Source organism: Micromonospora rubida, from assembly GCF_009908295.1.
In the GTDB taxonomy this organism is placed as follows: domain Bacteria; phylum Actinomycetota; class Actinomycetes; order Mycobacteriales; family Micromonosporaceae; genus Micromonospora; species Micromonospora rubida.
The window spans coordinates 276981-300427 of record NZ_JAAALO010000006.1 but is presented as its reverse complement, the minus strand read 5'-3'; the positions used below and the strand labels follow the sequence as shown (position 1 = coordinate 300427).

Genomic DNA, 23447 nt, shown 5'->3' with positions numbered 1-23447 from the left:
CGGATCGTAGTCAGCGCCGGTAGACGTCGGCGATTTCCGCCGCGTACGTCTTGTGCACGACCTGCCGCTTGACCTTCAGCGACGGGGTGAGCTCGCCGGTGGCCTCGGTGAAGTCGTGCGGCAGGATGCGGAACACCTTGATCGCCTCGGCCTTGGAGACCGACTGGTTGGCCTGGTCGACCGCGCCCTGCACCTCGGCGCGCAGCGCCTCGTCGTCACGCAGGTCGGCGATCGGGGTGGTCTCCGGGCGGCCGTGGGCGGCCAGCCACTTCGGCAGCGCCTCCTCGTCGATGGTGACCAGCGCGGAGATGAACGGCTGGCGGTCGCCGACCACGACACACTGGCTGATCAGCGGGTGCGACCGGACCTGGTCCTCCAGCATCGCCGGGGCGACGTTCTTGCCGCCGGCGGTCACGATGATCTCCTTCTTCCGGCCGGTGATGCTGAGGAAGCCGTCGTTGTCGAGCTGCCCCAGGTCGCCGCTGCGGAACCAGCCGTCCGCGCTGAGCGCCTCGGCGGTGGCCGCCTCGTTGCGCCAGTACCCCCGGAAGATCAGGTCGCCGGAGATCAGGATCTCGCCGTCGTCGTCGATCCGGACGGTCACCCCGGGCAGCGGGCGGCCGACGGTGCCGATCCGGGTGGCGTCGGGCAGGTTCGCGGCGGCGGCCGGGGAGGTCTCGGTGAGCCCGTACCCCTCGCAGATGGTCACCCCGATGCCGCGGAAGAAGTGGCCGAGCCGGGCGCCGAGCGGCGCGCCGCCGGAGATCGCGTCCCGGCACCGGCCGCCCAGGGCGGCGCGCAGCTTGCGGTAGACCAGCTTGTCGAAGACCGCGTGCTGCGCGCGCAGCGCCAGGCCCGGCCCGCCCGGCTTCTCCAGGGCCTCGCTGTACGCGACCGCGACCTGATCGGCCCGGTCGAAGATCTTCCCCTTGCCCTCGGCCTCGGCCTTCTGCCGGGCCCCGTTGTAGACCTTCTCGAAGACCCGGGGCACCGAGAGGACGAAGGTCGGCCGGAACGCCTGGAGCTCGGGCATCAGGTCCTTGGGGTCGGGGCAGTGCGCCATGGTGGCCCGGGCCTGCACCACACCGATCTGGATGAGTCGGGCGAAGGCGTGCGCGAGCGGGAGGAACAGCAGGGTCGACGCGCCCGGCCGCAGGAACAGGTTCGGCAGTACGGGCACCGCGTTGGCGATGTCGGCGTACATGTTGCGGTGGGTCAGCACGCAGCCCTTGGGGCGGCCGGTGGTGCCGCTGGTGTAGATGATGGTCGCCATGTCGTCGGCCCGGACCGCCGTGCGGCGCCGGTCGATCTCCAACGGGTCGACCGGGGCGCCGGCGGCGACCAGGTCGCCGACCGCGTCCAGCTCGATCTGCCAGACGTGGGTCAGCTCGGGGAGCCGGTCCCGGACGCCGGCGACCAGGGTGGCGTGCGCGGTGCTCTCGACCACGACCGCGACCGCGCCGGAGTCCTCCAGGATCCAGGCGGCCTGCTCGGCGCTGGAGGTCTCGTAGATCGGCACGGTGACCGCACCGGTCGCCCAGATCGCGTAGTCGAACAGGGTCCACTCGTACCGGGTGCGGCTCATCAGGGCGACCCGGTCGCCGGGGGACACGCCGGCCGCGACCAGCCCGCGGGCCACCGCGACCACCTCGTCGCGGAACTGCCGGCAGGTCACGTCCTCCCGGGCCGGGCCCGCCTCGCCGGCCGACGGGACCGGGCGGACGAACTGCACCGCCTCCGGTGCCGCCTCGGCGTTGTCCCAGACCGGCTGGGTCAGGTTGGCCGAGTCGCCGACGGTGACGATCGGCGGAACGGAGAACTCGCGCACCTGCACTCCCTCGTGCTCGCACTGGCCGGGCGGGCAGGGGCCCGGACGGGTCGGCTCTGTCGAAACCTACCCGCCCGCCCAGGTGATTGCGGTGGGAGGTTGCCCGCGCCGCCGCCCGAATCGGTCCCGACCGTGGCCCGCTCGGGCCGGGTCCGCCGGCGACGGGCCGTTGCGCGGCCGGGGGTGGACCGGGACGCGTCCGTCCGCCGCCGGGTAGCCTCCCCACATGGCGGACTCCTCCACCCAGTCGATCGTCGTCGGCGCGTCACCGGACCGGGTCGCGGCGGTGATCTGCGACTTCGCGCGCTACCCCGAGTGGACCGAGGCGATGCGCCGGGCCGAGGTCGTCGAGGAGTACGAGGACGGCTACGCCAGCCAGGTCCGGTTCACCATCGACGCCGGGGTGCTGGCCGACGAGTACACGCTCGCCTACGAGTACTCCGAGGACCTGACCCGCGTCGAGTGGCACCTGGTGGCGCCCTCGAAGATGCAGCGCTCCCAGCGCGGGGCGTACGACCTGGCCGGCAACCCGGACGGGACGACCACGGTGACCTACACCCTGGAGGTTGAGCTCTCCGTGGGCATGCTGGGCATGTTTCGGCGCAAGGCCGAAAAAATGATCATGGATACGGCGTTGAAGCAGCTCAAGCTCCGGGTAGAAGAATCCGGCGCGGCGCGGTGACGCGACCTGCTGCGGCACGCCCGGCACGGTAGAGGAGCCGACCATGGGGGGTACTGAGCCGGGCTCGGCCCGGGAAGAGGCGGAGCGGCTGGTCGCCACGGTGCTCGCGGCGGCCCGGCTGGCCGGGGCCCGCGCGGGCGCTGGTTCCGGTTCCGGGGAGGGCCCGTGGGGTCCGGTCGGTGGGATCCTGTCGAGTGTCCTCGGTCACAGCGCCGGGCGTACGGCCGGCGAACCCGCCGAGGCGGGCCGGGTTGGTTTCGCCACCGGCGCGGCAGAGTGTTGCATCTGCCCGGTCTGTCGCGGTATCGCGGCGTTACGGGATCCGAGTCCGGAATTCGCCGAGCGGCTCGCCACCGGAGCGGGTGATCTGGCGGCCGGAGTGGCCAGCCTGATGCGCGCGTTCGCCTCGGCCGGTGATCCCGCCCACCGCCCGCAGGAGCCGGGCGAAGCCGCGCCGCCCCCGCCCCGGACGGGGGCCCAGCAGGGGTCGGGCGATCACGTGTGGCGCGAGGCCACCCGCACCGGGCATGATTCTCAGCCGGCGCCGGAGCAGGACGTGTGGTCCGCCGCGACCCGGGGGGAGGGTCGGGGCGTTCCGGCTGCCGACGTGCCGCCCGCCGACGACGCCGGGCCGGCCGCGCCGCGGGATTCCCGGCAGTCGGCCGGCCAACCCGTGGGGCCCGCCTCGCGGACACCCGGCGGCGCGGGCGAGGACGCACCAGGCGACGAGGCCTGACCACCGGACATCCCGGCCCACCCCACGGCGGTTCGCCGTGACGGCGCCGGACAACAGCACAGCAGAGGGGAGTGGCAGCGGTGACGCTGACCATCGGAGTCGACGTCGGTGGCACGAAGGTGGCCGGCGGTGTCGTGGACGACACCGGCAAGGTCCTCGTGCAGGCCCGACGGGACACCCCTGCCGACAACGTGGCCAAGACCCGCGACGTCATCATCGAGGTGGTCACCGAACTCGCCGCCGGCCGGCAGATCGCCGCCGTCGGCATCGGTGCGGCCGGCTGGATCGACGCCAAGCGCTCCACCGTCCTCTTCGCCCCGAACCTGGCCTGGCGCGACGAGCCGCTGCGTGAGTACGTCAGCGTCGCGACCGGCCTGCCGGTGATCGTGGAGAACGACGGCAACGTCGCGGCCTGGGCCGAGTTCCGCTACGGCGCGGCCCGGCAGGCCGACGACTCGATGGTCATGTTCACCATCGGCACCGGCGTCGGCGGCGGCATCGTGCTCGGCGGTGAGCTGGTGCGCGGGGCCAACGGCATCGCCGCCGAGCTGGGCCACATGCTCACCGTCCCCGACGGCCACCAGTGCGGCTGCGGCCGGCTCGGCTGCATCGAGCAGTACGCCAGCGGCAGCGCCCTGGTCCGGTTCGCCCGCGCCGCCGCCCGCCAGGAGCCGCACCGGGCCACCGCGCTGCTGAAACTGGCCGGCGGCGAGGCCGAGGCCGTCACCGGCCCGATGGTGACCGCCGCCGCCCAGGGCGGCGATCCCGTGTCCGCCGAGGCGTTCGCCCAGGTCGGGCGCTGGCTCGGCACCAGCCTCGCCGACATGGCGCAGATCCTCGACCCGCAGGTGCTGGTCGTCGGCGGTGGCGTCGTCGAGGCCGGCGACCTGCTGCTCGGCCCGACCCGGCGGTCCTTCGCCGACGCGTTGGCCCAGCGCAACCGGCTCCCGGTCGCCGAGGTGCGCCCCGCCGAGCTGGGCAACACCGCCGGCGTGATCGGCGCCGCCGACCTGGCCCGTCGGGCCTGAGGCGGGCCAGGATGAGCGAGAGCGTGGGCGTGCCGCTGCGCGTCGTGTCGTACAACATCCACAGCCAGCGCGACGACGCCGCCGCGCTGGCCGCGGTGGTTCGCGAGGCCGCGCCGGACGTGGTGATCGTGCAGGAGGCCCCCCGGCGGTTCCGGTGGCGGCAGAAGTCGGCCACGCTGGCCGAGTCGTTCGGGCTGGTCGTCGCCGCCGGTGGGCTGCCGTCGCTGGGCAACCTGCTGCTGACCAGCCTGCGGGTGCGGGTGCTCGACACCCGCTGCCAGCGCTACCCGCTGACCCCGGGCCGGCACCTGCGCGGCGCCGCGTACGCCGAGTGCCGGGTGGGCGGGGCCCGGTTCCTGCTGGCCGGCTCGCACCTGTCCACCGACCCGGCCGAGCGCCCCGCCCAGGCGGCGGCGTTCAAGCGCGAACTGGCCGCCGCCGAGCTGCCCGTGGTGGCCGCCGCCGACCTCAACGAGGGCCCCGACGGGGCGGCCTGGGCGACGGTGGGGGAGGGGCTGACCGACACGGCGGTCGCGGCCGACCGGGCCGACCGGCACACCTACTCGTGCGCCGACCCGCGCCGGCGGATCGACGCGGTCTTCGTCGACCCCCGGATCACCGTGGTCGACTACGACGTGGTGGACACCCCGCAGACCCGCCGCGCCAGCGATCACTTCCCCGTCCTGGTCGACCTGCTGCTGCCGGCCACCGGCTGACCGTCCCGGAGCGTCCGGCCCTCCACAAGGGCTGGACAAACCGGTCGGGTTACCGGAAGGATTTCGCAGCGACCGGCACTCGTGCCGCACCTAAGGAGAATCCGGTGTCCCCCTCCACCGATCCCGACCGCCCCGATCCGGACGCGGCGACGCTCGCCCCGCCCCGGGACGGTCGCCCGGTTTCCGACCGGGGCGACACGGTCTGCGTCATCGGGGCCGGGGCCAGCGGCCTGACCGCGGTGAAGAACCTGCGCGAACACGGCTTCGGCGTCGACTGCTACGAACGGGAGACCGGCGTCGGCGGCGCGTGGAACTGGCGGCACGACCGCAGCCCCGTGTACGCCAGCACCCACCTGATCTCGTCGCCGCCGTTCACCCAGTTCCCCGACTTCCCGATGCCGGACGACTGGCCCGACTACCCGCACCACAGCCAGTTGCTGTCCTACTTCGAGCGCTACGCCGACCACTTCGACCTGCGCCAGCACGTCTGGTTCGGCACCGAGGTGGTCCGGGTCGAGCCGGTCGCCGGCGACCGCTGGGACGTCACCACCCGCAGCACCGGCGGGTACGGCCCGGAGCGCACCTCCCGGTACGCCGCCGTGGTCGTCGCCAACGGCCACAACTGGTCGCCGAAGCTGCCCCGCTACGAGGGGCTGGAGGAGTTCCGGGGCGAGATCATGCACGCCTCGTCCTACAAGGACCCGGCCCAGTTGCGCGGCAAGCGGGTGCTTGTCGTCGGGGCCGGCAACACCGGCTGCGACATCGCGGTCGAGGCGGCCCAGCAGGCGTCCCACTGCTGGCACTCCACCCGCCGCGGCTACTGGTACGCCCCGAAGTACGTCCTCGGGCGCCCCACCGACCAGGTCAACGACCGCCTGCTGGCGCTGCGGGTGCCGCTGCGGATCCGGCAGTGGCTCTACCACTGGACGCTGCGGCTCACCGTCGGCGACCTGACCCGGTTCGGCCTGCCGAAGCCCGACCACCGGGTCTACGAGACCCACCCGATCGCCAACAGTCAGCTCGTCTACTACGTCGGGCACGGCGAGATCGCCCCGGTGCCGGACGTGGCCCGGTTCCACGCCAAGGCCGTGGAGCTGACCGACGGCCGCCGGATCGAGCCGGATCTGGTCGTCTTCGCCACCGGCTACCTTCCTCGCTTCGAGTTCCTCGACCCGAGGATCCTCGGCGACGCCGACGGGTCGGGCCGGCCCCGGCTGTGGCTCAACGCCTTCGCCCCCGGCCATCCGACCCTCGCCGTCGCCGGTCTGGTCCAGTCCGACTCGGGGATCTTCACCCTGTCGCACTGGCAGACCGTGCTCTTCGCCCGGCTGCTCGCGCTGCGCATCACCCGGCCCGACCGGGCCGCCGCGTTCGCGAAGCGGGCCGCGGCCGGGGTCGGCGAGCGCTACGCCGGCAAGGTCAAGGACAGCAGCCGGCACTGGTTCGAGGTCGGCCACGCCGACTACCTGCGCGCCGTGCAGCGCGCGATGTACGACTTGGAGGAGAAGTGAGCGGCGGCGGGGAGCGGGTGCGGGTCCTGCGTGGCCGGGAGTGGGCCCGCCCGGTCCGCCCGGCCCGCCGCGAGGTGCTCAGCGTGCTCCCCGAGCTGGAGCAGGGCCGCCCCCCGCTGCTGTTCGTGCCCGGCTTCGGGCACGGCGCGTGGGCGTTCGCCGAGCACTGGCTGGAGCACGCCGCCGGGCGCGGCTTCCCGGCGTACGCGCTGAGCCTGCGCGGGCACGGCGGCAGCGAGCCGGCGCCGGAGGCGACGCTGCGGGCGTACACCCACGACGTGACGCAGGTGGCGGCGGGCCTGCCGCGCCAGGCGGTGCTGGTGGGGCACGGCGCCGGGGCCCTGGTGGTCCGGCACGCCCTGGCGCGCTACCCGGCCCGGGCGGCGGTGCTGGTCGCCCCGGTGCTCGGCGAGTGGGGGACGCTGGGCGCCGCGCTGCGCCGCAACCCCGGCGGCACCCTGCCGGCCCTGGTCGGCGGCGGGCTGCGGCTGAGCCGCCGGCAGCTGTTCAGCCGTGAGCTGCCCGACGCCGAGGCCCGCCGGTACGCCGCCCGGATCGGCCGGGCCGGCCGGCGCGCGCAGTGGCAGCTGCTGACCCACCGCGACCCGGAGCCGGCCGTGGGGCACCCGCCGGTGCTGGTGCTGGGCAGCCCCGACGACCGGGTGGTCCCGCCGGCCGCGCTGACCCGGGCCGCCCGGCGGCACGGCGGCGCCCCGCTGCTCTTCCCCGGGATGGGGCACGACCTGATGCTGGACGCCCGCTGGCGGGAGCCGATCGACGCGATCCTGGACTGGCTGGAGAAGGAGCACACCCCGGCCTGACCCGCGCCGGCGCGGCCTGGGCGGCGGCCGTGCCGGCGCGGGTCAGGCCGGTCAGCCGGTCGTGCTGATGTGGTTCAGCAGCGAGCCGCCGTCGTCGAGGGCGCTGAGGTAGGAGCGCGCCCAGGCGTGGATGTCGTTGCGGTGCAGGTGCTCGCGCATCGCGCGCATCCGGGCGGTGACGTCGGCCGGGTCGGCCTGGAGCGCGGTCAGCAGCTTCTGCTTGAGCCCCTCCAGGTCGTGCGGGTTGACCAGGTACGCCTGCGGCAGCTCCGCCGCCGCGCCGGCGAACTCGCTGAGCAGCAGCGTGCCGGTGTCGTCGACCCGCGCCGCCACGTACTCCTTCGCGACCAGGTTCATCCCGTCCCGCAGCGGGGTCACCGCCATCACGTCGGCGATCCGGTAGAGCGCGGCCAGCTCGGCCCGGTCGAACGGCTGGGTGAGGTAGTGGATGGCGGGTTCGCCGACCCGGCCGAACTCGCCGTTGATCCGCCCCACCTCGCGCTCGACCCGGTCGCGGAGGATCTGGTACTGCGTCACCCGCTCCCGGCTGGGCACCGCCACCTGCACCAGCACCGTGTCGCGCACTTTGACGTGCCCGCTGGCCAGCAGCTCGCTGTACGCCTTGAGGCGCTGCTCGATGCCCTTGGTGTAGTCCATCCGGTCGACGCTGAGGATGACGTGGTCGGGGTCGCCGAGGTCGTGGCGCAGCCGCCGGGCCCGGGCGGCCACGTCGGGGCGGCCCGCCAGGGCGGCCATCTCGGCGGTGTCGATCGAGACCGGGAACGCGCCGATCCGGACCACCCGGTCGCCGACGCCGACCCGCCGGTCGGTGGCCGGCAGATCCAGCACCTTGGCCACCAGTTGGGCGAAGTTGTGCGCGGCTTGGGCGCGCTGGAAGCCGATCAGGTCGGCGCCGAGCATGCCGCGCAGCAGCTCGGCCCGGCGGGGGAGCTGCATGAACAGCTCCGGCGGCGGGAACGGCACGTGCAGGAAGAAGCCGATCCGCAGGTCGGGGCGCAGCTCGCGGAGCAGGCCGGGGACCAGTTGCAGGTGGTAGTCCTGCACCCAGACCACCGCGCCCCGCTCGGCCACCTCGGCGGTCGCCTCGGCGAACCGCTGGTTGACCCGCTGGTACGCCTCCCACCAGCGGCGGTGGTACTCGGGCTGCTCGACCGCGTCGTGGTACAGCGGCCACAGGGTGGAGTTGGCGAAGCCCTCGTAGTGGTCGCGAAGATCCTCGGAGCTCAGCGGCACGGTGTGCATCCGGACGCGGTCGACGTCGGGCAGGGCCGGCGCCGGCCCGGTGCCGCCCGCCCAGCCGACCCAGGTGGCCGGGGTGTGCCGGAGCAGGGGGTGCAGGGCGCTCACCAGCCCGCCGGGGCTGCTCCGCCACTCGCAGGCGCCGTCGGGCGCCACACTGTCGTCGATGGGGAGGCGGTTGGCCACCACCACGAGTGAACTCTGTCGCATCTCGGGCATTCCGATCAGCAGAGACCGACCACCACGAGCGAGGAACAACCGGGCAGTCAGTGGGGGAATTGACGTACAGCGGTATTCCTACTGACAGTAAGTTACACCACTGTTACGCCTGTCGCGGCGGGCGGCGGGCGTCCCGCAATTCGGGCACCCGGCGTCCGTGCCCGGGAACGGTACGCGACGGAGCCTGCTGCCTGCTCGCTGCGGGCCGGGCATGATCATGGGTCGGGACGGGTGGGCGATCGGATGGGGCCTGACTGGGGCGTCAGACCTGGGCGCCGTTGCCCGGGTCGTCGTCGTCGGAGTCACCGGGGCGCAGCCGCCAGACCAGCGTCACGAAGCCGGCCAGTATCCCGGTGAACCCGAACAGGGTGACCACCGAGGAGTCCACCGGCAGCAGCGTCGGCTTCAGGAAGAGCACGAAGCCGACGATGATGGCGAGCACGCCGGCCACCGCGTACTTGGAGATCCGGGGCAGGGGTGGGGGCGGCGGCGGGGTGTAGCGGTCCTCCGCGTCGTCGGGCAGGTCGGCGCCGAAGGTGTCCAGCCCGTCCAGCAGCGACGGCTCGTCCTGCCGGCCCTGGCCCAAGGAGACGCCGGAGACGTCGGCGGCCCAGGGCAGCCGGCGCACGTCGGTGGCGGTCCCGCCCTCGTCCACCCCGACCCGGCCGGCTCCGCCCGCCGCCGGCTCGCCCGGCTCGTCGTCGACGTCCTCCGCCGCGGGCCAGGGGTGTGCCCCGGCGGCCGGGGCGGTGTGGAAGCCGGCCACGATGCGGGCCCACTCGGCGTCCACGTCCGGCTCGTTGCGGGCCGGCTCGGCGGGGGCCTCGTCGGCGAGCTGGGTGAGGTAGTCACGCGCCGTGGTCAGGTGCGACCGGTCGACGTAGAGCCGGTCGACCGGCCGGGACGGAACGGTGGTGGTGCGGGTGACGGGGTTCAGGTCGGCCGACGGTTGGAGGTACGCCGCGATGCCGCCGGCGGCCAGCACGTCGAGCAGATGCTCGCCGACGCGCGGATCCACGTCGCCGGCGACGGCGTACTCGCTCGCGTCGAGCCCGTTGTCCCGCCGCCCTCGGCGGGCCCCACCCGCTGACACCGGACATCCTCCCTCGGCGCACCTCACGGTGCGGTCGCCCCGGCGCCCACACGCCGTGCCCTGAATCGTGACACGTCGGGGCCCCGTTCCGGGAGTGCGTTGTGGCGTGCCGCTCCTGGTTCGTCGGCTCATGGCCGACAGTCCCGCTCGCCGACGGCGCCCTCGCGGGCCCGCCCGGGCGCTTCCCAGGCGCCCGGCCCGCCGGCCGCGGTGGCGTCGCGGCCGCCTCTCGGGAAGGACACCGATGCTGTACTGGCTGATGAAGTACATCATCCTCGGCCCCTTGCTGAGGCTGATCTTCCGCCCTCGGGTCGAGGGCCTGCGCCACGTGCCCGACGTCGGGCCGGTCATCCTCGCGAGCAACCACCTGTCCTTCTCCGATTCGATCTTCACGCCGCTGGTCGTCAAGCGAAAAGTCACATTCATCGCCAAAGCGGAGTACTTCACCGGTAAGGGGCTCAAGGGCTGGCTGACGGAGCTCTCCGGGCGCGAGTACGTCGACGTCTACGCGCAAAAGGGCAAGTCCCCGCCGTCCGCCGAGGCGTCCCCACGGAAGGCGGTCACCGCCTGACGGGCGCGTGCCGGGCAAGCGCCTGGCGGCGGGAGGGCTACGCCTCCGGGGCGACGCCCGCGAGTCGGAGCAGGCCCGGCGCCAGGTTGCGGGCGGCGAACTCCCGCACCTCGGCCAGCACCCGGGTCGCGTCCTGCTGGTCCACCTCGCGCAGGGTGGGCAGCGCGAGCGCGAGGGCGAGCGCGTGGTCGGTGGCGTCGCCCATCCGGCGGTACTGTTCGGCCGCCGACCGGAACAGCCCGGCGGCGGCGAGGGTGTCCCCGGCCGCCCGGGCGAGTGCGGCCTCCGCCTCCTGGCCGGCCGCCAGGGCCCACGGGGTCGTCCGTGGCGAGCGGGCCAGCAGCTCCCGGACCCGTCGGGCGGCGTCCCCGCCGAGCACCACCGCGACGTGCCCGATCGCGGGAACCCACTCGGCGAACGGGATCATCCGGGTCCGCCGCCAGTCCTCGTCCAGCTCGGTGAGCAGCCGCAGCGCCTCGGCGTCGCGTCCCTGCACCGCCTGGCAGAGCGCGGCGTGTGCCAGCGTCGAGCGGAGCACCCGGTGGAAGCCCGAGCGTCGGGCGGCCAGCACCGCCCGCTCCACCTGATCGCCCTCGCCGCCCTCCTCGGCCGCGCCCCCGTTGACGGCCGCGCCCCCGCCCGCCGCGCCCCCATCCGCCCCGGTGGCGGCAGCCCCGGCCCGCTCCGGGTGGTCGCGCAGCGCCCTCAGCCAGCCGGAGACCGCGACGATGTGCAGGTCCCACTCGGCGGTGGGCCGCCGGGTCGACTCGGCCACCAGCGCCGCCGCCGAACCCCAGTCCCCGGCGTAGTACGACCGGGCCCACTGGTCCTCGAAGCTCGTCGCCAGGCTGTGCTCGCCGCCGAGGTCCAGCGAGCGTTGCTCGTCCACCAGCCGGGCCGACCCCACCAGGTCGCCCTCCTCCTGCAACACCCAGGCCAGGTTGTGCACCGCCCGGCGGCGGCTGGTCAGCCGCTCCACCCGGCAGTGCTCGGTGATCTCGGCCAGCTCGGCGTACGCCTCGCCGACGCCGGACAGGTAGCGGGCCACGGCGAGGGTGATCTGGGCGTTCGCGCTCACCTCGCGCAGTTGCAGGCGCTCGGCGAGCCCGGCGGCGGTCCGGGCCGCCGCGCAGGCCGGGTCGGTCTCCGCGTTGAGCATGTGCACCCGGGCCAGCTCCAGCAGGGCGCCCGCCTTCTCCTCGGTGTCCGGCAGGTCGACGTAGATGCCCAGCGCCCGGTCCAGGCAGCGCAGCGTCTCCGAGCGGTCGGCGCGGCTCCACGCCGCCGTGGCGAGCAGCGTCCAGGCCCGGGCCGCCCCCGTCCGCTCGCCGGCCTCGGCCAGCCGGTCGGCCAGCCGGGTCAGTCTGCCGGTGCCCCCGGCCACCAGGAACGCGTCGCCGTCGCGGTAGAACGCCAGCTCGGCGTCGAACAGCTCCAGCGTCGGGTCGGGTTCGCCGGCCAGGGCCAGCGCCCGCCCCACCAGGATCGCGGCGGTGTCCAGCGCGTGCAGCTCGTTCGCCCGCCGGGCCGCGCGGTGCAGGGCGGCCCGCGCCGCCGGGGCGTACGGGGCGGTGTCCAGGCCGACGGTGCGGGCGATCTCGTGCGCCGTCCAGCGGTGGTTGGCCAGCACCTCGACGAGGTCGTGCTGCCGGCCGTCGGTGACCTGCTCCAGCCAGTCGGCGGTGTGCTGGTGGCGCAGCACCCGCTCGGCCCGAGGCAGCCGCTGGTAGCAGACGTCCCGGACCAGGATGTGCCGGAAGCGGTACTCGGGCTGGCCGGGCATCGTCGAGATGGGCTGCTCGTAGACCAGGTCGCGGCGTTGCAGCCGGTCCAGGGCCCGCTCGACCCACTCCACCGGCCGGCTCAGTGCGGTGGCCACCGGCCCCGGCCAGAACTGCACCCCGACCACGGCGGCGGCCTGGAGCACGGCCCGGTCGGACGCGTCGAGCAGGTCGAGCCGGTTGGCGATGACCGCCTGCACGGTGCGCGGCATCCCCGGGGAGCCGGCCGGGTCGAGCCGCCCGTCCGGCCGGGTCGCGGCGAGCATCCCGCCGTCGAGCAGCATCCGGGCGTACTCCTGGGCGTAGAGCGGGTTGCCGTCGGCGAACTCGATCAGTGGCCCCCGGGACTCCGGCGACAGCGCGGACTGCCCGAGCAGCAGCGAGTAGAGGGTGTCGATGTCCGCGTCGTGCATCGGCGGCACCGAGATCGACATCGCCCCGCTGATCGTCCCGGTCCAGGCGGGGTGGCGCTCCCGCAGCTCCGGGCGGGCGGTGGCCAACACCAGCAGCGGTACGCCGCGTGCCGCCGCGCCGAGCTGCTCGACGAAGGCGAGCATGGACTGGTCGGCCCAGTGCATGTCCTCGAAGACCAGCACCGTCGGGCCGGTGGCGGCCAGGGTGAGCAGGAACCGCCGCCAGGACGCCTCGGTCTCGCCCGGGGTGAGCCGCTCGCCGGGCAGGCCGATGAGCGGGCCGAGCTGACCGGCCAGCCGGACGCCGTGCCGGTCGGCCAGCCCGCCCAGGCGGCGCCGCAGCAGGTCGTCGAGGGCCGCCGGGTCGTCGACTTCCGACACGCCGACCCATCCCTTGACGATGTCGGCGAGGGCCGCGTACGCGACGTTCTCGCCGAACGGCGGGCACTGCCCGACCAGCCAGGTGACCGGCGGCCCGGGCAGGCTGGCGGCGTGCCGGGCCAGCTCGCGCAGCAGCCGGCTCTTGCCCACCCCGGCCGGCCCGAAGACGGTGACCAGCTGCGAGGTGCGCTCGGTGATCGTCCGGTGCAGGGCGTTGACCAGCAGGCCGCGCTCGTGTTCCCGGTTGACCATCGGGCTCAGCTCGGCGGTGCTCAGGTCCCGCTGGGGCAGCGCGCGGACGGCCAGCCAGATCCGGCTGACCGCCGAGCGGCCCCGCAGCGTCACCGAGGGCTGGACGGCGTACTCCATGTCGTGCCGGGTGGCCGTCCAGGTGCTCTCGTCCACCACCACCCCGCCGGAGGGGGCGAGGGACTGCAACCGGGAGGCCGTGTTCACCACGTCCCCGGTGACGAAGCCCTGCCCGCCGTCGCGGGCGGCGGAGAGGTCGACCAGCGCCTCGCCGGTGGCGATGCCGACCCGGAACCCGAGCGGCGGGTGCGGGCCGGCGGGCTGGCGGGCCAGGTTCCGTTGCAGCTCCAGCCCCGCGCGTACGCAGCGCAGCGCGTCGTTGTCGGTGGCCACCGGCGCCCCGAACAGCGCCATCACCGCGTCGCCGATGTACTTCTCGACCACCCCGCCGTACTGGTGCACCAGCCGGCGCACCGTGGCGAAGTAGCCCTGCTGAAGGCTGCGGGCCTGCTCCGGGTCGGCCTGCTCGGCGTACGTCGTGAAGTCGACGATGTCGATGAACAGGACGCTGACCTGGCGGCGGTCCTCCTGCGCGGCCACCGGCCGGTCGTGCAGCGGCTGGCCGCAGCTGGTGCAGAAGTTGGCCTCGGCGCTGTTGGGGTGCCCGCAGCGGGCGCAGCTCCGGCTCAGTGCCTGCCCGCACCCGCCGCAGAAGCGGTCGTCGGGACCGGCTCCGCGTGAGCAGTGTCCACACTTGAGGTCGATGGTCGGCTCCATAGCGCGAGGTAGCCCCAGTATCACGCCCCCGCCGCCGAGTCGGCTACCCGATATGTGGGCGGACTGTGCGGCTGATCGGGCCACACTAAGCTTCCACTCAGGAGATACACCGTCAGGAGAGTGCCGTGCACGTACGACTGTCCGCCCCGTGGACGGATTCGCGCGGGACCCTGTGGGCCCCGGGTGACACGGTAGAGGTCGACGCCGTCACTCTCGCCTCACTGGAGGAGCAAGGCATGGTAGAAGCACCGGAAGGCCAGGGCACTGGTCCCGAGAACACCTCGAACACCTCGTCGACGCCCCCGCCGCCGCCCAAGCCGACCGATCCGACACCGATCGGTCCTGGCCCGGGTGCGCCGCCCGCGGACGAGCCGGGCAAGTGAGTAACGGGACACATCAATAACACGTGAAAGGGCCGGCGGGCCTCGCCCGCCGGCCCTTTTCGTCGTCAGGGGCCGCCGGGCTCGGCCGGAGTGGCGTCAGCGGTCGTTCATGCCGGCCCGGCGGCGCAGCGCCCCCACGTCGGTGACCACGATTCGCCGGCCCTCGGTACGCAGCCAGCCCCGGCTGGCGAACGAGCCGATCGCCTGGTTGACGCTCTGCCGGGAGCCGCCGGCCATCTCCGCGAGCTGGCTCTGGTTGAGCTCGATCGTGATCATCGGGGCCTGGCTCTCGCCGGCCAGCCGGACCAGCGTCTTGGCGACCCGGCCGGGCAGGTCCAGGAAGACGTGATCGGCGTTCTGCTCGGTCAGCCGGCGGATCAGCCCGCCGAGTGAGCGCATCACCGCGTCGAGGATGCGCGGGTTGGAGTGCACCAGCTCCATGAAGGCGGGGCGGGACAGCGCGAGCGCCGCGGAGTCCTCGATTGCCTCGGCCGACGCCGAGCGGGTGGACGCGTCGAGCAGGGAGACCTCGCCGAGCACGTCCGGGGGTCGGATCACCGACAGCACGGCCCGCTCGCCGGTCGGCGCGGTGCGGAACACGGCCACCGCGCCCCGGCGCAGCACGATCAGCGACTCGCCCGGGTCGTTCTCGACGAAGAGCAACTGACCCTTGCGGTACGTCCGCGGCACCGCCGCCGCGATCACCCGCTGGCGCACCTCCGGCTCGAGGCCGGCGAACATGTCGACGCCGGTGAGGGCGTCACCCGGCTCCGGCAGGCGCATCTCCACGGCCCAACCCCTCCCCGGTCAAGGACCACAACTCGCATCCGGGCGAATCTGACAGCCCCGGTGCGAGGTTCTGAACCGGTTCGGCGTCCGGTAGCGGTACACATCAGATCATGACGGTCCAGTCGCTTGCTGTACACCCCTGGAAACACTTCCGTGACACTCCCGAGCTGCGACGAAGGGCGGCGGGGCGGGCCCCGGCCGACGGCGGGTGACGCGGGTGGGCCAGGATGGGCACGATGGTCTACCGCTATTTCTACGACTGCGAGTTCATCGAGGACGGGCGCACCGTCGACCTGGTGTCGATCGGCGTCGTCGACGAGAACGGGCGCGAGTTCTACGCCGTCTCCACCGAGTTCGATGACTCCCGGGCCGTGCCCTGGGTGCGCCGCAACGTGCTGGACAAGCTCCCCTCGCCGGCCGACCGGGCCTGGCGGTCGCGGGAGCGGATCCGCGACGACCTCTACGAGTTCCTGGTCGAGCCGGTCCGGGACCGGCCTGGCGAGCAACTGGAGCTGTGGGCCTGGTATGCCGCGTACGACCACGTGGTGCTGGCCCAGCTCTGGGGGGCGATGCCGGCGCTGCCCCGGGAGATCCCCCGGTTCACCAAGGACCTTCGGCAGCTCTGGGACGACCGGGGGCGGCCGTCGCTGCCGAACGCCGACGCCGCCCGGCACGACGCTCTGGTCGACGCCCGGCACAACCTCGCCCGCTGGCACGCGATGACCGCCCGCTGACCTTCGTCGGCTCCCTCAGGTTTGGCCCGGTCTGTCCCGGGCACCGCCTCGACATCCGGTCGATAGAGGGGGTACCGCCATGAGCAGTGAGCTGACAAGTGCCGCCGACGCCCGGCGCCGGGTCACCGAGCTGGTCCGCGAGGCGCGGATCTGCATGCTGACCACCATCGGCCTCGACGGGCGGCTGGTCAGCCGGCCGATGGGGCTCCAGGCGGCGGAGTTCGACGGCGACCTGTGGTTCTTCGCCCACGCCGACTCGGCGAAGGTCCGCCAGCTCCGGGTGAACCCGCAGGTCAACGTGGGCTTCTCCGACCAGCGGAACAACGCCTGGGTGTCGCTGTCCGGCACCGCGCAGGAGGGGTACGACCGGGCCCGCGCCGAACAGTTGTGGAACCCGTTGCTGAAGACCTGGTTCCCGGACGGTCCGGACACCCCCGGGCTGACGCTGATCAAGGTGCACGCCAGCTCCGCGGAGTACTGGGGCTCGCCGAGCGGCACCGTGGTCAGCCTGCTCGGCTTCGCCAGGGCGGCGGTCACCGGGAAGCAGCCGAGGGCGGGGGAGAACCGGGAGGTGACCTTCTGAGCGGCAGGCGGGGCTGCCCGGGGCGCGCGGTCGCTGTGCGGGTACGGCGGCTAGAGTTCGCACTGACGGCCCGCCCCGGGCCGGCAATGGCGCCGATGGTCTGATCTGACACATATCCTGGGGCAAATCGGGCTTCACCTGATGCTCCAGGAGGATGCAGATCATGCGTATCGGCGTGCTCACCGGCGGCGGCGACTGCCCGGGTCTCAACGCGGTAATCCGGGCGGTGGTCCGCAAGGGCGTCGCCAACTACGGTCACGAGTTCGTGGGCTTCCAGGACGGCTGGAAGGGTCCGCTGGAGGGCCTGTCCAAGCCCCTGGGCATCGCCGAGGTGCGGGGCATCCTGCCGCGCGGCGGCACGATCCTCGGCTCGTCCCGCACCAACCCGTTCAAGATTGAGAACGGCGTCGAGCGGATCAAGGACAATCTTGCCGCGCAGGGCGTGGACGCGCTGATCGCGATCGGCGGCGAGGACACCCTGGGTGTCGCCACCAAGCTGTACGAGCTGGGCGTCAACGTGGTCGGCGTGCCGAAGACGATCGACAACGACCTCGGCGCCACCGACTACACCTTCGGCTTCGACACCGCCGTCAACATCGCGATGGAGGCGATCGACCGGCTGCACACGACGGCCGAGAGCCACCACCGCACCCTGGTCGTCGAGGTGATGGGCCGGCACGCCGGCTGGATCGCCCTGCACGCCGGCCTGGCCGGTGGCGCCAACGTCATCCTGCTGCCCGAGCGGCAGTTCGACGTCGAGCAGGTCGCCGGGTACGTCGAGAAGCGCTTCCAGCACCAGTACGCCCCGATCGTCGTGGTCGCCGAGGGCGCCCAGCCGCTGGACGGCCAGATGGTGCTGCACAACCAGGAGCTCGACTCGTTCGGCCACGTCCGCCTCGGCGGCATCGGCCAGTGGCTCGCCGAGCAGTTGGAGGCCAAGACCGGCAAGGAGGCGCGGACCGTCGTGCTGGGCCACATCCAGCGCGGTGGCACCCCGACCGCGTTCGACCGGGTGCTCGCCACCCGGCTCGGCCTCCAGGCCATCGACGCGGTGCACGAGGGCGACTGGGGCAAGATGGTCGCGATGCAGAGCACGGACATCGTCCGGGTGCCGCTGGCCGAGGCCACCCGCGAGCTGAAGACCGTGCCGATCGAGCGGTACGAAGAGGCCGAGGTCTTCTTCGGCAGCTGACGCCCACGCGGCGCGTGCGGCACCCCCTGGCGGGGCGCCGCACGCGCCGCCGGGCTCCCGCCGCGGCCGGTCCAGGGCGTCCGCGGCGGCCGTCGCGCTGGCGCGGCCCCCGGGCCGGGCGTCCGACCGGGCGGCGACGACACCCTGGAGCGACGCGAGGCGGGCGACGGAGGGGGTACGGCCATGGCGGCGGGGACACACACCGTGGCGGTGATCGGGGCCGGCAAGATCGGCGAGCTGATGCTCTCCGGGCTGCTGCGGTCCGGGTGGCCGGCGGAACGGCTGCTCGCCACGGCGCGGCGGCCGAGCCGGGCCGAGGAGCTGACGGCCCGCTACGGCGTCCGGGTGGTCGACAACCTGACCGCGGTGGACGAGGCGGCGGTGCTGGCCATCTCCGTGAAGCCGCAGGACGCCGCCGCCCTGCTCGACGAGATCGGGCTGAAGGTGCCGGCCGACAAGCTGGTCATCTCGCTCTGCGCCGGCCTGCCCACCGCCTTCTTCAACCGGCGGCTGCCCGAGGGCACCCCGGTGGTCCGGGTCATGACCAACACCCCGGCCCTGGTGGACGAGGCGATGAGCGCGATCTCGGCCGGCGCGCACGCCACCGGCGAGCACCTGGCCCTGGCCGAGGAGATGTTCAAGCCGCTGGGCGCGACCGTCCGGGTCCCCGAGTCCCAGCAGGACGCCGTGACCGCCCTGTCCGGCTCCGGGCCGGCGTACTTCTACCTGCTGGTCGAGGCGATGATCGACGCCGGCATCCTGCTCGGCCTGCCCCGGCAGGTCGCCCACGAGCTGATCGTGCAGACCGCGATCGGCTCGGCGGTGATGCTGCGCGACTCCGGCGAGCACCCGGTGAAGCTGCGCGAGGCGGTCACCTCGCCCGCCGGCACCACGATCTCGGCGATCCGGGAGCTGGAGAACCACGGCGTCCGCGCGGCCATGCTCGCCGCGCTGGAGGCGGCCCGCGACCGGGCCCGGGAACTGGCCGCCCAGTCCGAGTAGCCCGAGGCGGGCGGGCCTCTGCCGTCCACGTCGCGCCGGCCGTCCACCTCACGGTCCCGTCGGCGGGCGGGTGGCACGCGGTGATGACCCGGGTGCCCCATACTGTCGCGGTGTTCACACTCGCCCAGGCGCGGTACCTCGTGGCCACCCTGCACCCACGCGTCGACGAGCTGATCCGGCTCCGGGCCGACCTGGCCGAGCTGCGGGTCGACCTCGCCGACGGTGGGCTGAGCCCGCTCGGCGGCCTGGCCGAGGTCAAGGGCCTGGAGGCCCGGCTGCACGGGATCGTGGACGAGCTGCACGAGCACGACATCCAGATCAAGGGCATCGCCCCGGTGCTGCTGGACTTCCCCGGCGAGCGGGCCGGCCGCCCGGTGCTGTGGTGCTGGCTGGAGGGCGACTCCGACGTGCGGTGGTACCACCGCGTCGAATGCGGCTTCGCCGGCCGCCGCCCCGTCTGAAAGGGCACCCACCAACCACCCGCCGCTCGCCCCCCGCGATCGCCGGGACCGGGGTACGGTCCGGACATGATCAACGTACGTCGCGCGGTCGTCGGGGACGCGGCCGAGGTCATCCGGCTCCGTGGCGTCATGCTGGCGTCGGTGGACGGGGCGGAGCCCGCGCCCGGCCCCTGGCAGGACGCCGCGCGGAAGAACCTGCGTGACCGGCTGGCCGAGCCGCAGGACACGATGGGCGTCTTCGTCGTCGACAAGCCGGACCGACCGGGGGAGCTGGCCGCCGTCGCGGTCGGCACGATCGAGCGCCGGCTCGGCGGCCCCGCCAACCCCACCGGCCTGGTCGGGTACGTCTTCAACGTGGTCACCGCCCCCGCGTACCGGCGGCGGGGGTACTCGCGGGCCTGCCTGGAGGCGCTGCTCGACTGGTACCGGGAGCGCGGGGTGGGCAAGATCGACCTGCGGGCGTCGGCGGACGGTGAGCCGCTGTACCGGTCGCTGGGGTTCGTGCCCACCACCGGCCCGACGCTGCGCCTGAGCCTGCCGCCCGCCGGCTGACGCGTCCGCCGCCGCAGGCGCACCCGTCGGCCGACGGGTGCGGGTCAGGCGTCGGACGCCCGCAGGTGCCGCCCCGCCCGTGCGACGATCAGCGGCCACCGGAACGTGGCCGTCGGCTCGCTCGGCCTGAGCGCGTCCGTCTTCGTGAACTCGACACCGGCCGTGGCGAGCAGCCGCAGGTGCCCGCCGAACGAGGGATGCGCCGTCAGGGACTCCTTGGCGTACGGAGAGGCCAGGATCGGCAGCCCCGAGCCGAGCAGTTCGTTCAGGATGCCGAGGGCGACGGTGTCGTTGATGCCGAGCGCCCACTTGTTGAGGGTGTTGAAGGTGGCCGGGACCACCAGGACCGCGTCGGCCTTCGGATGCGGGTCGGTTTCCCCCGGCAGCCGCGGCCTCCAGCGGACGGGGTGACCGGTCTGCTCCGCCAGGGCCTGCCGGTCGATCCAGGTGGCCGCCGTCGGCGTGGCGATGACGCACACCGTCCACCCGTCGCGCATCAGCAGCTCGACCAGCTCGCCGATCCGCTGCGCCGGGGGAGCGGCGCACACCACCAGGTACAGGACCGGACGGCCGGTCACGAAATCAGCCCAGCTCGCATAGCCAACGGCCGAAGCCCGGGCGTTGCTGATCGGCGCTCCTTCGACAGCAGGTTCGTCACAAGCGTGCGGGCATGAATGTTGGCGCTGATCGTCTCTGGCGCAACCCGCTCGGCCTCCAGGAGGTGGAGCACGGCCAGTGACGGTCCCTCGTTGCCCGCTGCGCTGGCTACTGCGAGGTCGAGGTGAACCTGAGCTCGTCGGCTGACCAAGCCCGCCGGAAGCTTTGAGGTGTCAAGGGGCTTGCTGACCTCAAATGCTCGGTCGTACTGGCCGGCATCGACTGCTACCGAAACGCGGTGAATGACCACGTTGGTCGGCCCGAATGCGGTCCACATCCGGTTCCCGTCCGCCCCTAGATTCGCGGCCAACCGCTCGGCGTCTGCGAGGCGTGAGTTCGCGTCGTCTGAACGGCCGAGCCGGGCTGCGACGACGGCACTCAGCAGTGTCAGTGCGCCGCGAACGGAGAGCAGGTCCGGATCATCGACCCGTTGGCGTACTGACAACTGCTCGATGCTCGCCAGCGCCGTCTGTTCCGCCTCGTGCATGTGGCCAGACAAGCGCAGGTAGGCGCAGGATGCCTGATACGCAGCCACTCCGGCGAGGGCCTTGTCCTCGACGAGATGTGCGGCGGTGGCGGCGCGGTCAGCGGTGACGAGGGCGATCTCTCCGTCTCCGGCCTTGACAGCCAGCTTCGACGCGGCCAGGTATGCGGCAGCCAGCAGTTTGATGGCTGTGCTCCGCTGTAGACCCGAGCTGTTGCCCGCCAGAACGGTCGCTTGGCTGAGGACGTCTGGAACCTGGCGGGCCACGTCGTCATAGCTAGCTTGCTGGTACAAGCGATGGAGTTGCCCGACGCTACGCCGGACATCCACGGTGCGAGGCGCGAGCCGAATTGCTGGCGGCAGGTAGCTGGTGGTGAGGAAGGCCCGCAAGGGGTCTAGTAGCTCTGTGCGAGCCGGGGCTGCCTTCGCGTCATCTCCCACGACTTGCCCTCGCCTCCGTGCGATCGATACATCGCCCAGCATGCCGTCGAGCTGGTCGGGCGTGACCTGGAGGGCAGCCGCGATGCGGGTGCGATGCCAAGGCTGAGGGTCGGTCTCCGCGTTCTCCCACCTGACGACGGTGGAACGGTCGACGCCGAGTGTTTCGGCGAGCCGTTCCTGACTGAAGCCGAGTGTCTTACGGCGCTGGCACAGCCGGTGTCGCTTGAGTGCCACGGGCACCGTCCCTTCGTGCTCGGGACCACTCTAGTGACGCTCCGTACGTTCGGCAGATACCCAGATGCCTCAGTTGTGCGACATTTCAGCTCCTTTGACGCTGTAGCCCCTGGTCACGGGGCCGGCGAGGGTGGACGCATGGCCCGGGGCGGGTGCCGGGCTCCGGTGGGAGCGTCACCCCGAGCGCTTCCACCGTCCCCGCCCGCCCCGGTGCCGTTCCACTTCTCCACCAACGGAGGCCAGCGGTGACGTACCGGATGGGATCGTTCGGCCGGCTCGGGCCGGCAGGGGTGCGTGACGTGGTGACGCGCTGGCTGCGGCTGGTCGCTGCGGACGCCGAGCTGTCGCCGTACCTCGTCGGGGTTGATCAGGCCCGGCTCGCCGGGCACCTGGCCCTGACCCTCACGACGGCGCTCGGCGGCCCGGCCGGCGACATCGCCCGCCCGGCGGCGGGCGCGTGGCGCGGCCTCGGGCTCACCGAGGCGCAGCACCGGCGGGTGGTCGACTACCTGACCGGGGTGTTGCTGGCGCGCGACCTGCCGGCGGCGGCGGTCGAGGCGGCGGGCCGGGCCTTCGCCGACGAGGCCGGGCCGCCGGCCGCCACCGAGGCCGCGTCGTGGGCGGCGACCTTCCGGTACGCCGACGCGGCGGCCCGCCTCGTCGAGCAGGCCGCCGCCGCCCCGGACGGCCGCCGGGTCACCCTCGTCGTGGGTGCCCGCACCTTCGCCGACCTGTACGACGCGATCAGCCTGGACAGGCTCCAGCGCGCCCACGGCTGGCTGACCATCGTGCCGGCGTTCTCACACGACGTCTTCGCCGAGCCGGCCGAGCGGGGCGACGCCCTCACCGTGGCCCTTGATCACCACGAGCCCGGGCAGGAGGTGTACGTCTGCGGGCCGCCGGCCATGCTGGCCGGCGCGCGGCTGCGGCTGCGCGCGGCGGGGGTTCCCGCCGGGCGCAGCCGGCTGCCCGAGACCTTCACCCGTTGACGGCTGCCCCGGCCGGTCCGCCGTCAGTCGCGCGACTTCGTCTCCAGGGGCCACTGCGTGCTGACCGTCTCGTCCCGGCCCTGCCGGTCGAAGTAGCTCTGGAGGTCCCGGGACTGCTCGGCGTACCAGCCGACCTGTGCCTGGTGCAGCAGGTCCGGCCGCATCCGGGCGATGCGCTCGTGCCGGGCCGCGATCGACCGGGCCATGTCGGCCGCCGCCCGCGCGTCGCTGGCCGCCTCGTGGGCGGTCTCCAGCGTGACCTCGTAGTACCGGCACAGATCGCCCAACTGCCTGCTGCCGTACCAGCGGGGCTCGACCTCCTTGTGCAGCACCGACGGGTCGATGATGACGGCTCGGTCCCAGTCGATGGCGGGCAGGCCGTGCCGGGCCAGTTCCGTGTGCAGGGCCGTGACGTCGTACGGGGCGCAGAAGGCCACCAGCGGAACTTCGTCGGCGATCAGCTTGGCGACCGCCGTGCCCAGATCCGCCAGCGCCTCCCGGGCGGGCCGGCCGCCGCCCCGGACCATCTCGTCGGTGATGCCGTGCCGGGCCGTCGCGTCGGCGGGGATCGGCACGCCCGGGTCGATGAGCCACTCCTGCGTCGTCCCGTCCGAGTGGACCAGGGCCGCGGAGATGATCCGGGTCTCCATCGGCTCGGGCAGCGTGCCCTCGAGGTCGAAGCCCACCACCGGCAGGTCGTGCCACCCGGCGTGACGGCCGACCGGCGGCGCGACCCGGACCGGGACACACCCGTGGTGGTACGAGTTCCAACGACCATCGACGTTGACGGCCTGACCGGCGCCGGCCTCCACCCGTGCGCTGCACGTGCCGCAGCGCCCGGCGTACTTGTTGATCATCTCGGGGTTCTCCTGTGGGAGTT

The 23447-nt window shown here is 73.5% G+C and carries 21 protein-coding genes and 1 pseudogene; 14 read left to right on the top strand and 8 right to left on the bottom strand.

The window, feature by feature from the left end:
• Window positions 1-10: 10 nt before the first annotated feature.
• Window positions 11-1828, bottom strand: a complete 1818-nt coding sequence (locus GVV04_RS23200; protein ID WP_161690347.1) for an AMP-dependent synthetase/ligase — start codon at window positions 1826-1828, stop codon at window positions 11-13.
• A gap of 226 nt (window positions 1829-2054) precedes the next feature.
• On the opposite strand from GVV04_RS23200, the gene GVV04_RS23195 reads away from it, so the two are divergent.
• From GVV04_RS23195 to GVV04_RS23170, 6 genes are all read left to right on the top strand, one after another.
• The gene (locus GVV04_RS23195; RefSeq protein ID WP_161690345.1) at window positions 2055-2510 is read left to right on the top strand and encodes an SRPBCC family protein; all 456 of its coding nucleotides are present in this window, start codon (window positions 2055-2057) and stop codon (window positions 2508-2510) included.
• A 43-nt stretch (window positions 2511-2553) separates the two neighbouring features.
• Entirely contained in the window at window positions 2554-3246 is a 693-nt protein-coding gene (locus GVV04_RS23190; RefSeq protein ID WP_161690343.1) for a hypothetical protein, read from the top strand.
• Window positions 3247-3317: 71 nt separating this feature from the next.
• Complete coding sequence (locus tag GVV04_RS23185; RefSeq protein ID WP_328822524.1) at window positions 3318-4274, top strand: ROK family glucokinase; 957 nt, start codon at window positions 3318-3320, stop codon at window positions 4272-4274.
• Between the two features lie 11 nt (window positions 4275-4285).
• On the top strand, window positions 4286-4990 hold the full coding sequence (locus GVV04_RS23180; protein WP_161690340.1) for an endonuclease/exonuclease/phosphatase family protein: 705 nt from the start codon (window positions 4286-4288) through the stop codon (window positions 4988-4990).
• A gap of 104 nt (window positions 4991-5094) precedes the next feature.
• Window positions 5095-6501 carry a flavin-containing monooxygenase gene (locus tag GVV04_RS23175; protein ID WP_161690338.1) on the top strand — a complete coding sequence of 469 codons (1407 nt, stop codon included), beginning with the start codon at window positions 5095-5097 and terminating at the stop codon, window positions 6499-6501.
• On the top strand, window positions 6498-7322 hold the full coding sequence (locus GVV04_RS23170; protein WP_161690336.1) for an alpha/beta hydrolase: 825 nt from the start codon (window positions 6498-6500) through the stop codon (window positions 7320-7322). Before GVV04_RS23175 ends, GVV04_RS23170 begins: the two co-directional genes overlap by 4 nt.
• Window positions 7323-7373: 51 nt before the next feature.
• On the opposite strand, the gene GVV04_RS23165 is transcribed toward GVV04_RS23170, so the two are convergent.
• Both GVV04_RS23165 and GVV04_RS23160 read right to left on the bottom strand, forming a co-directional pair.
• On the bottom strand, window positions 7374-8792 hold the full coding sequence (locus GVV04_RS23165) for an alpha,alpha-trehalose-phosphate synthase (UDP-forming) (RefSeq protein WP_161690334.1): 1419 nt from the start codon (window positions 8790-8792) through the stop codon (window positions 7374-7376).
• 271 nt (window positions 8793-9063) lie between these two features.
• Window positions 9064-9894, bottom strand: a complete 831-nt coding sequence (locus GVV04_RS23160; RefSeq protein WP_161690332.1) for a DUF308 domain-containing protein — start codon at window positions 9892-9894, stop codon at window positions 9064-9066.
• 244 nt (window positions 9895-10138) lie between these two features.
• Between GVV04_RS23160 and GVV04_RS23155 the strand changes: the two are divergent.
• Window positions 10139-10375: pseudogene (locus GVV04_RS23155) on the top strand (lysophospholipid acyltransferase family protein); the annotation flags it as partial.
• Between the two features lie 127 nt (window positions 10376-10502).
• Here GVV04_RS23155 and GVV04_RS23150 read toward each other — a convergent pair.
• Window positions 10503-14066 (bottom strand): ATP-binding protein, encoded by a 3564-nt coding sequence (locus tag GVV04_RS23150; RefSeq protein ID WP_201753961.1) that lies wholly within the window; start codon window positions 14064-14066, stop codon window positions 10503-10505.
• Window positions 14067-14545: 479 nt separating this feature from the next.
• Window positions 14546-15238, bottom strand: coding sequence for a Crp/Fnr family transcriptional regulator (locus GVV04_RS23145; RefSeq protein ID WP_161690328.1), 693 nt, complete (start codon window positions 15236-15238; stop codon window positions 14546-14548).
• Between the two features lie 236 nt (window positions 15239-15474).
• On the opposite strand from GVV04_RS23145, the gene GVV04_RS23140 reads away from it, so the two are divergent.
• From GVV04_RS23140 to GVV04_RS23115, 6 genes are all read left to right on the top strand, one after another.
• Window positions 15475-15972: a polyadenylate-specific 3'-exoribonuclease AS gene (locus GVV04_RS23140; protein WP_161690326.1), complete on the top strand. Its 498-nt coding sequence runs from the start codon at window positions 15475-15477 to the stop codon at window positions 15970-15972.
• 79 nt (window positions 15973-16051) lie between these two features.
• The gene (locus GVV04_RS23135) at window positions 16052-16555 is read left to right on the top strand and encodes a pyridoxamine 5'-phosphate oxidase family protein (RefSeq protein WP_161690324.1); all 504 of its coding nucleotides are present in this window, start codon (window positions 16052-16054) and stop codon (window positions 16553-16555) included.
• A gap of 163 nt (window positions 16556-16718) precedes the next feature.
• Window positions 16719-17747, top strand: a complete 1029-nt coding sequence (locus GVV04_RS23130) for a 6-phosphofructokinase (RefSeq protein WP_161690322.1) — start codon at window positions 16719-16721, stop codon at window positions 17745-17747.
• Window positions 17748-17930: 183 nt separating this feature from the next.
• On the top strand, window positions 17931-18749 hold the full coding sequence (gene proC / locus GVV04_RS23125; protein ID WP_161690320.1) for a pyrroline-5-carboxylate reductase: 819 nt from the start codon (window positions 17931-17933) through the stop codon (window positions 18747-18749).
• Between the two features lie 110 nt (window positions 18750-18859).
• Window positions 18860-19210, top strand: a complete 351-nt coding sequence (locus GVV04_RS23120; protein WP_161690318.1) for a DUF2203 domain-containing protein — start codon at window positions 18860-18862, stop codon at window positions 19208-19210.
• Window positions 19211-19276: 66 nt separating this feature from the next.
• Window positions 19277-19762, top strand: a complete 486-nt coding sequence (locus GVV04_RS23115) for a GNAT family N-acetyltransferase (RefSeq protein ID WP_161690316.1) — start codon at window positions 19277-19279, stop codon at window positions 19760-19762.
• Between the two features lie 44 nt (window positions 19763-19806).
• Here the strand turns inward: GVV04_RS23115 and GVV04_RS23110 are convergent, their stop codons facing one another.
• Together GVV04_RS23110 and GVV04_RS23105 are read right to left on the bottom strand one after the other, a co-directional pair.
• The gene (locus GVV04_RS23110) at window positions 19807-20340 is read right to left on the bottom strand and encodes a flavoprotein (RefSeq protein WP_161690314.1); all 534 of its coding nucleotides are present in this window, start codon (window positions 20338-20340) and stop codon (window positions 19807-19809) included.
• Complete coding sequence (locus tag GVV04_RS23105; RefSeq protein ID WP_161690311.1) at window positions 20337-21578, bottom strand: helix-turn-helix transcriptional regulator; 1242 nt, start codon at window positions 21576-21578, stop codon at window positions 20337-20339. Before GVV04_RS23105 ends, GVV04_RS23110 begins: the two co-directional genes overlap by 4 nt.
• A gap of 245 nt (window positions 21579-21823) precedes the next feature.
• Between GVV04_RS23105 and GVV04_RS23100 the strand changes: the two genes are divergently transcribed.
• Window positions 21824-22567, top strand: a complete 744-nt coding sequence (locus tag GVV04_RS23100) for a hypothetical protein (protein ID WP_328822523.1) — start codon at window positions 21824-21826, stop codon at window positions 22565-22567.
• Window positions 22568-22590: 23 nt separating this feature from the next.
• Here GVV04_RS23100 and GVV04_RS23095 read toward each other — a convergent pair whose 3' ends face one another.
• A complete protein-coding gene (locus GVV04_RS23095; protein WP_161690309.1) occupies window positions 22591-23424 on the bottom strand; it encodes an exonuclease domain-containing protein in 834 nt (277 codons plus the stop codon).
• Window positions 23425-23447: the final 23 nt, after the last annotated feature.

Bases quoted from the DNA above. Each gene is read 5' to 3' on its own strand.
- GVV04_RS23195 (WP_161690345.1), top strand. From the start codon at position 2,055: ATGGCGGACTCCTCCACCCAGTCGATCGTCGTCGGCGCGTCACCGGAC.
- GVV04_RS23190 (WP_161690343.1), top strand. From the start codon at position 2,554: ATGGGGGGTACTGAGCCGGGCTCGGCCCGGGAAGAGGCGGAGCGGCTG.
- GVV04_RS23180 (WP_161690340.1), top strand. From the start codon at position 4,286: ATGAGCGAGAGCGTGGGCGTGCCGCTGCGCGTCGTGTCGTACAACATC.
- GVV04_RS23165 (WP_161690334.1), bottom strand. From the start codon at position 8,792: ATGCGACAGAGTTCACTCGTGGTGGTGGCCAACCGCCTCCCCATCGAC.
- GVV04_RS23150 (WP_201753961.1), bottom strand. From the start codon at position 14,066: ATGGAGCCGACCATCGACCTCAAGTGTGGACACTGCTCACGCGGAGCC.
- GVV04_RS23140 (WP_161690326.1), top strand. From the start codon at position 15,475: ATGGTCTACCGCTATTTCTACGACTGCGAGTTCATCGAGGACGGGCGC.
- GVV04_RS23135 (WP_161690324.1), top strand. From the start codon at position 16,052: ATGAGCAGTGAGCTGACAAGTGCCGCCGACGCCCGGCGCCGGGTCACC.
- GVV04_RS23130 (WP_161690322.1), top strand. From the start codon at position 16,719: ATGCGTATCGGCGTGCTCACCGGCGGCGGCGACTGCCCGGGTCTCAAC.
- proC (WP_161690320.1), top strand. From the start codon at position 17,931: ATGGCGGCGGGGACACACACCGTGGCGGTGATCGGGGCCGGCAAGATC.
- GVV04_RS23115 (WP_161690316.1), top strand. From the start codon at position 19,277: ATGATCAACGTACGTCGCGCGGTCGTCGGGGACGCGGCCGAGGTCATC.
- GVV04_RS23095 (WP_161690309.1), bottom strand. From the start codon at position 23,424: ATGATCAACAAGTACGCCGGGCGCTGCGGCACGTGCAGCGCACGGGTG.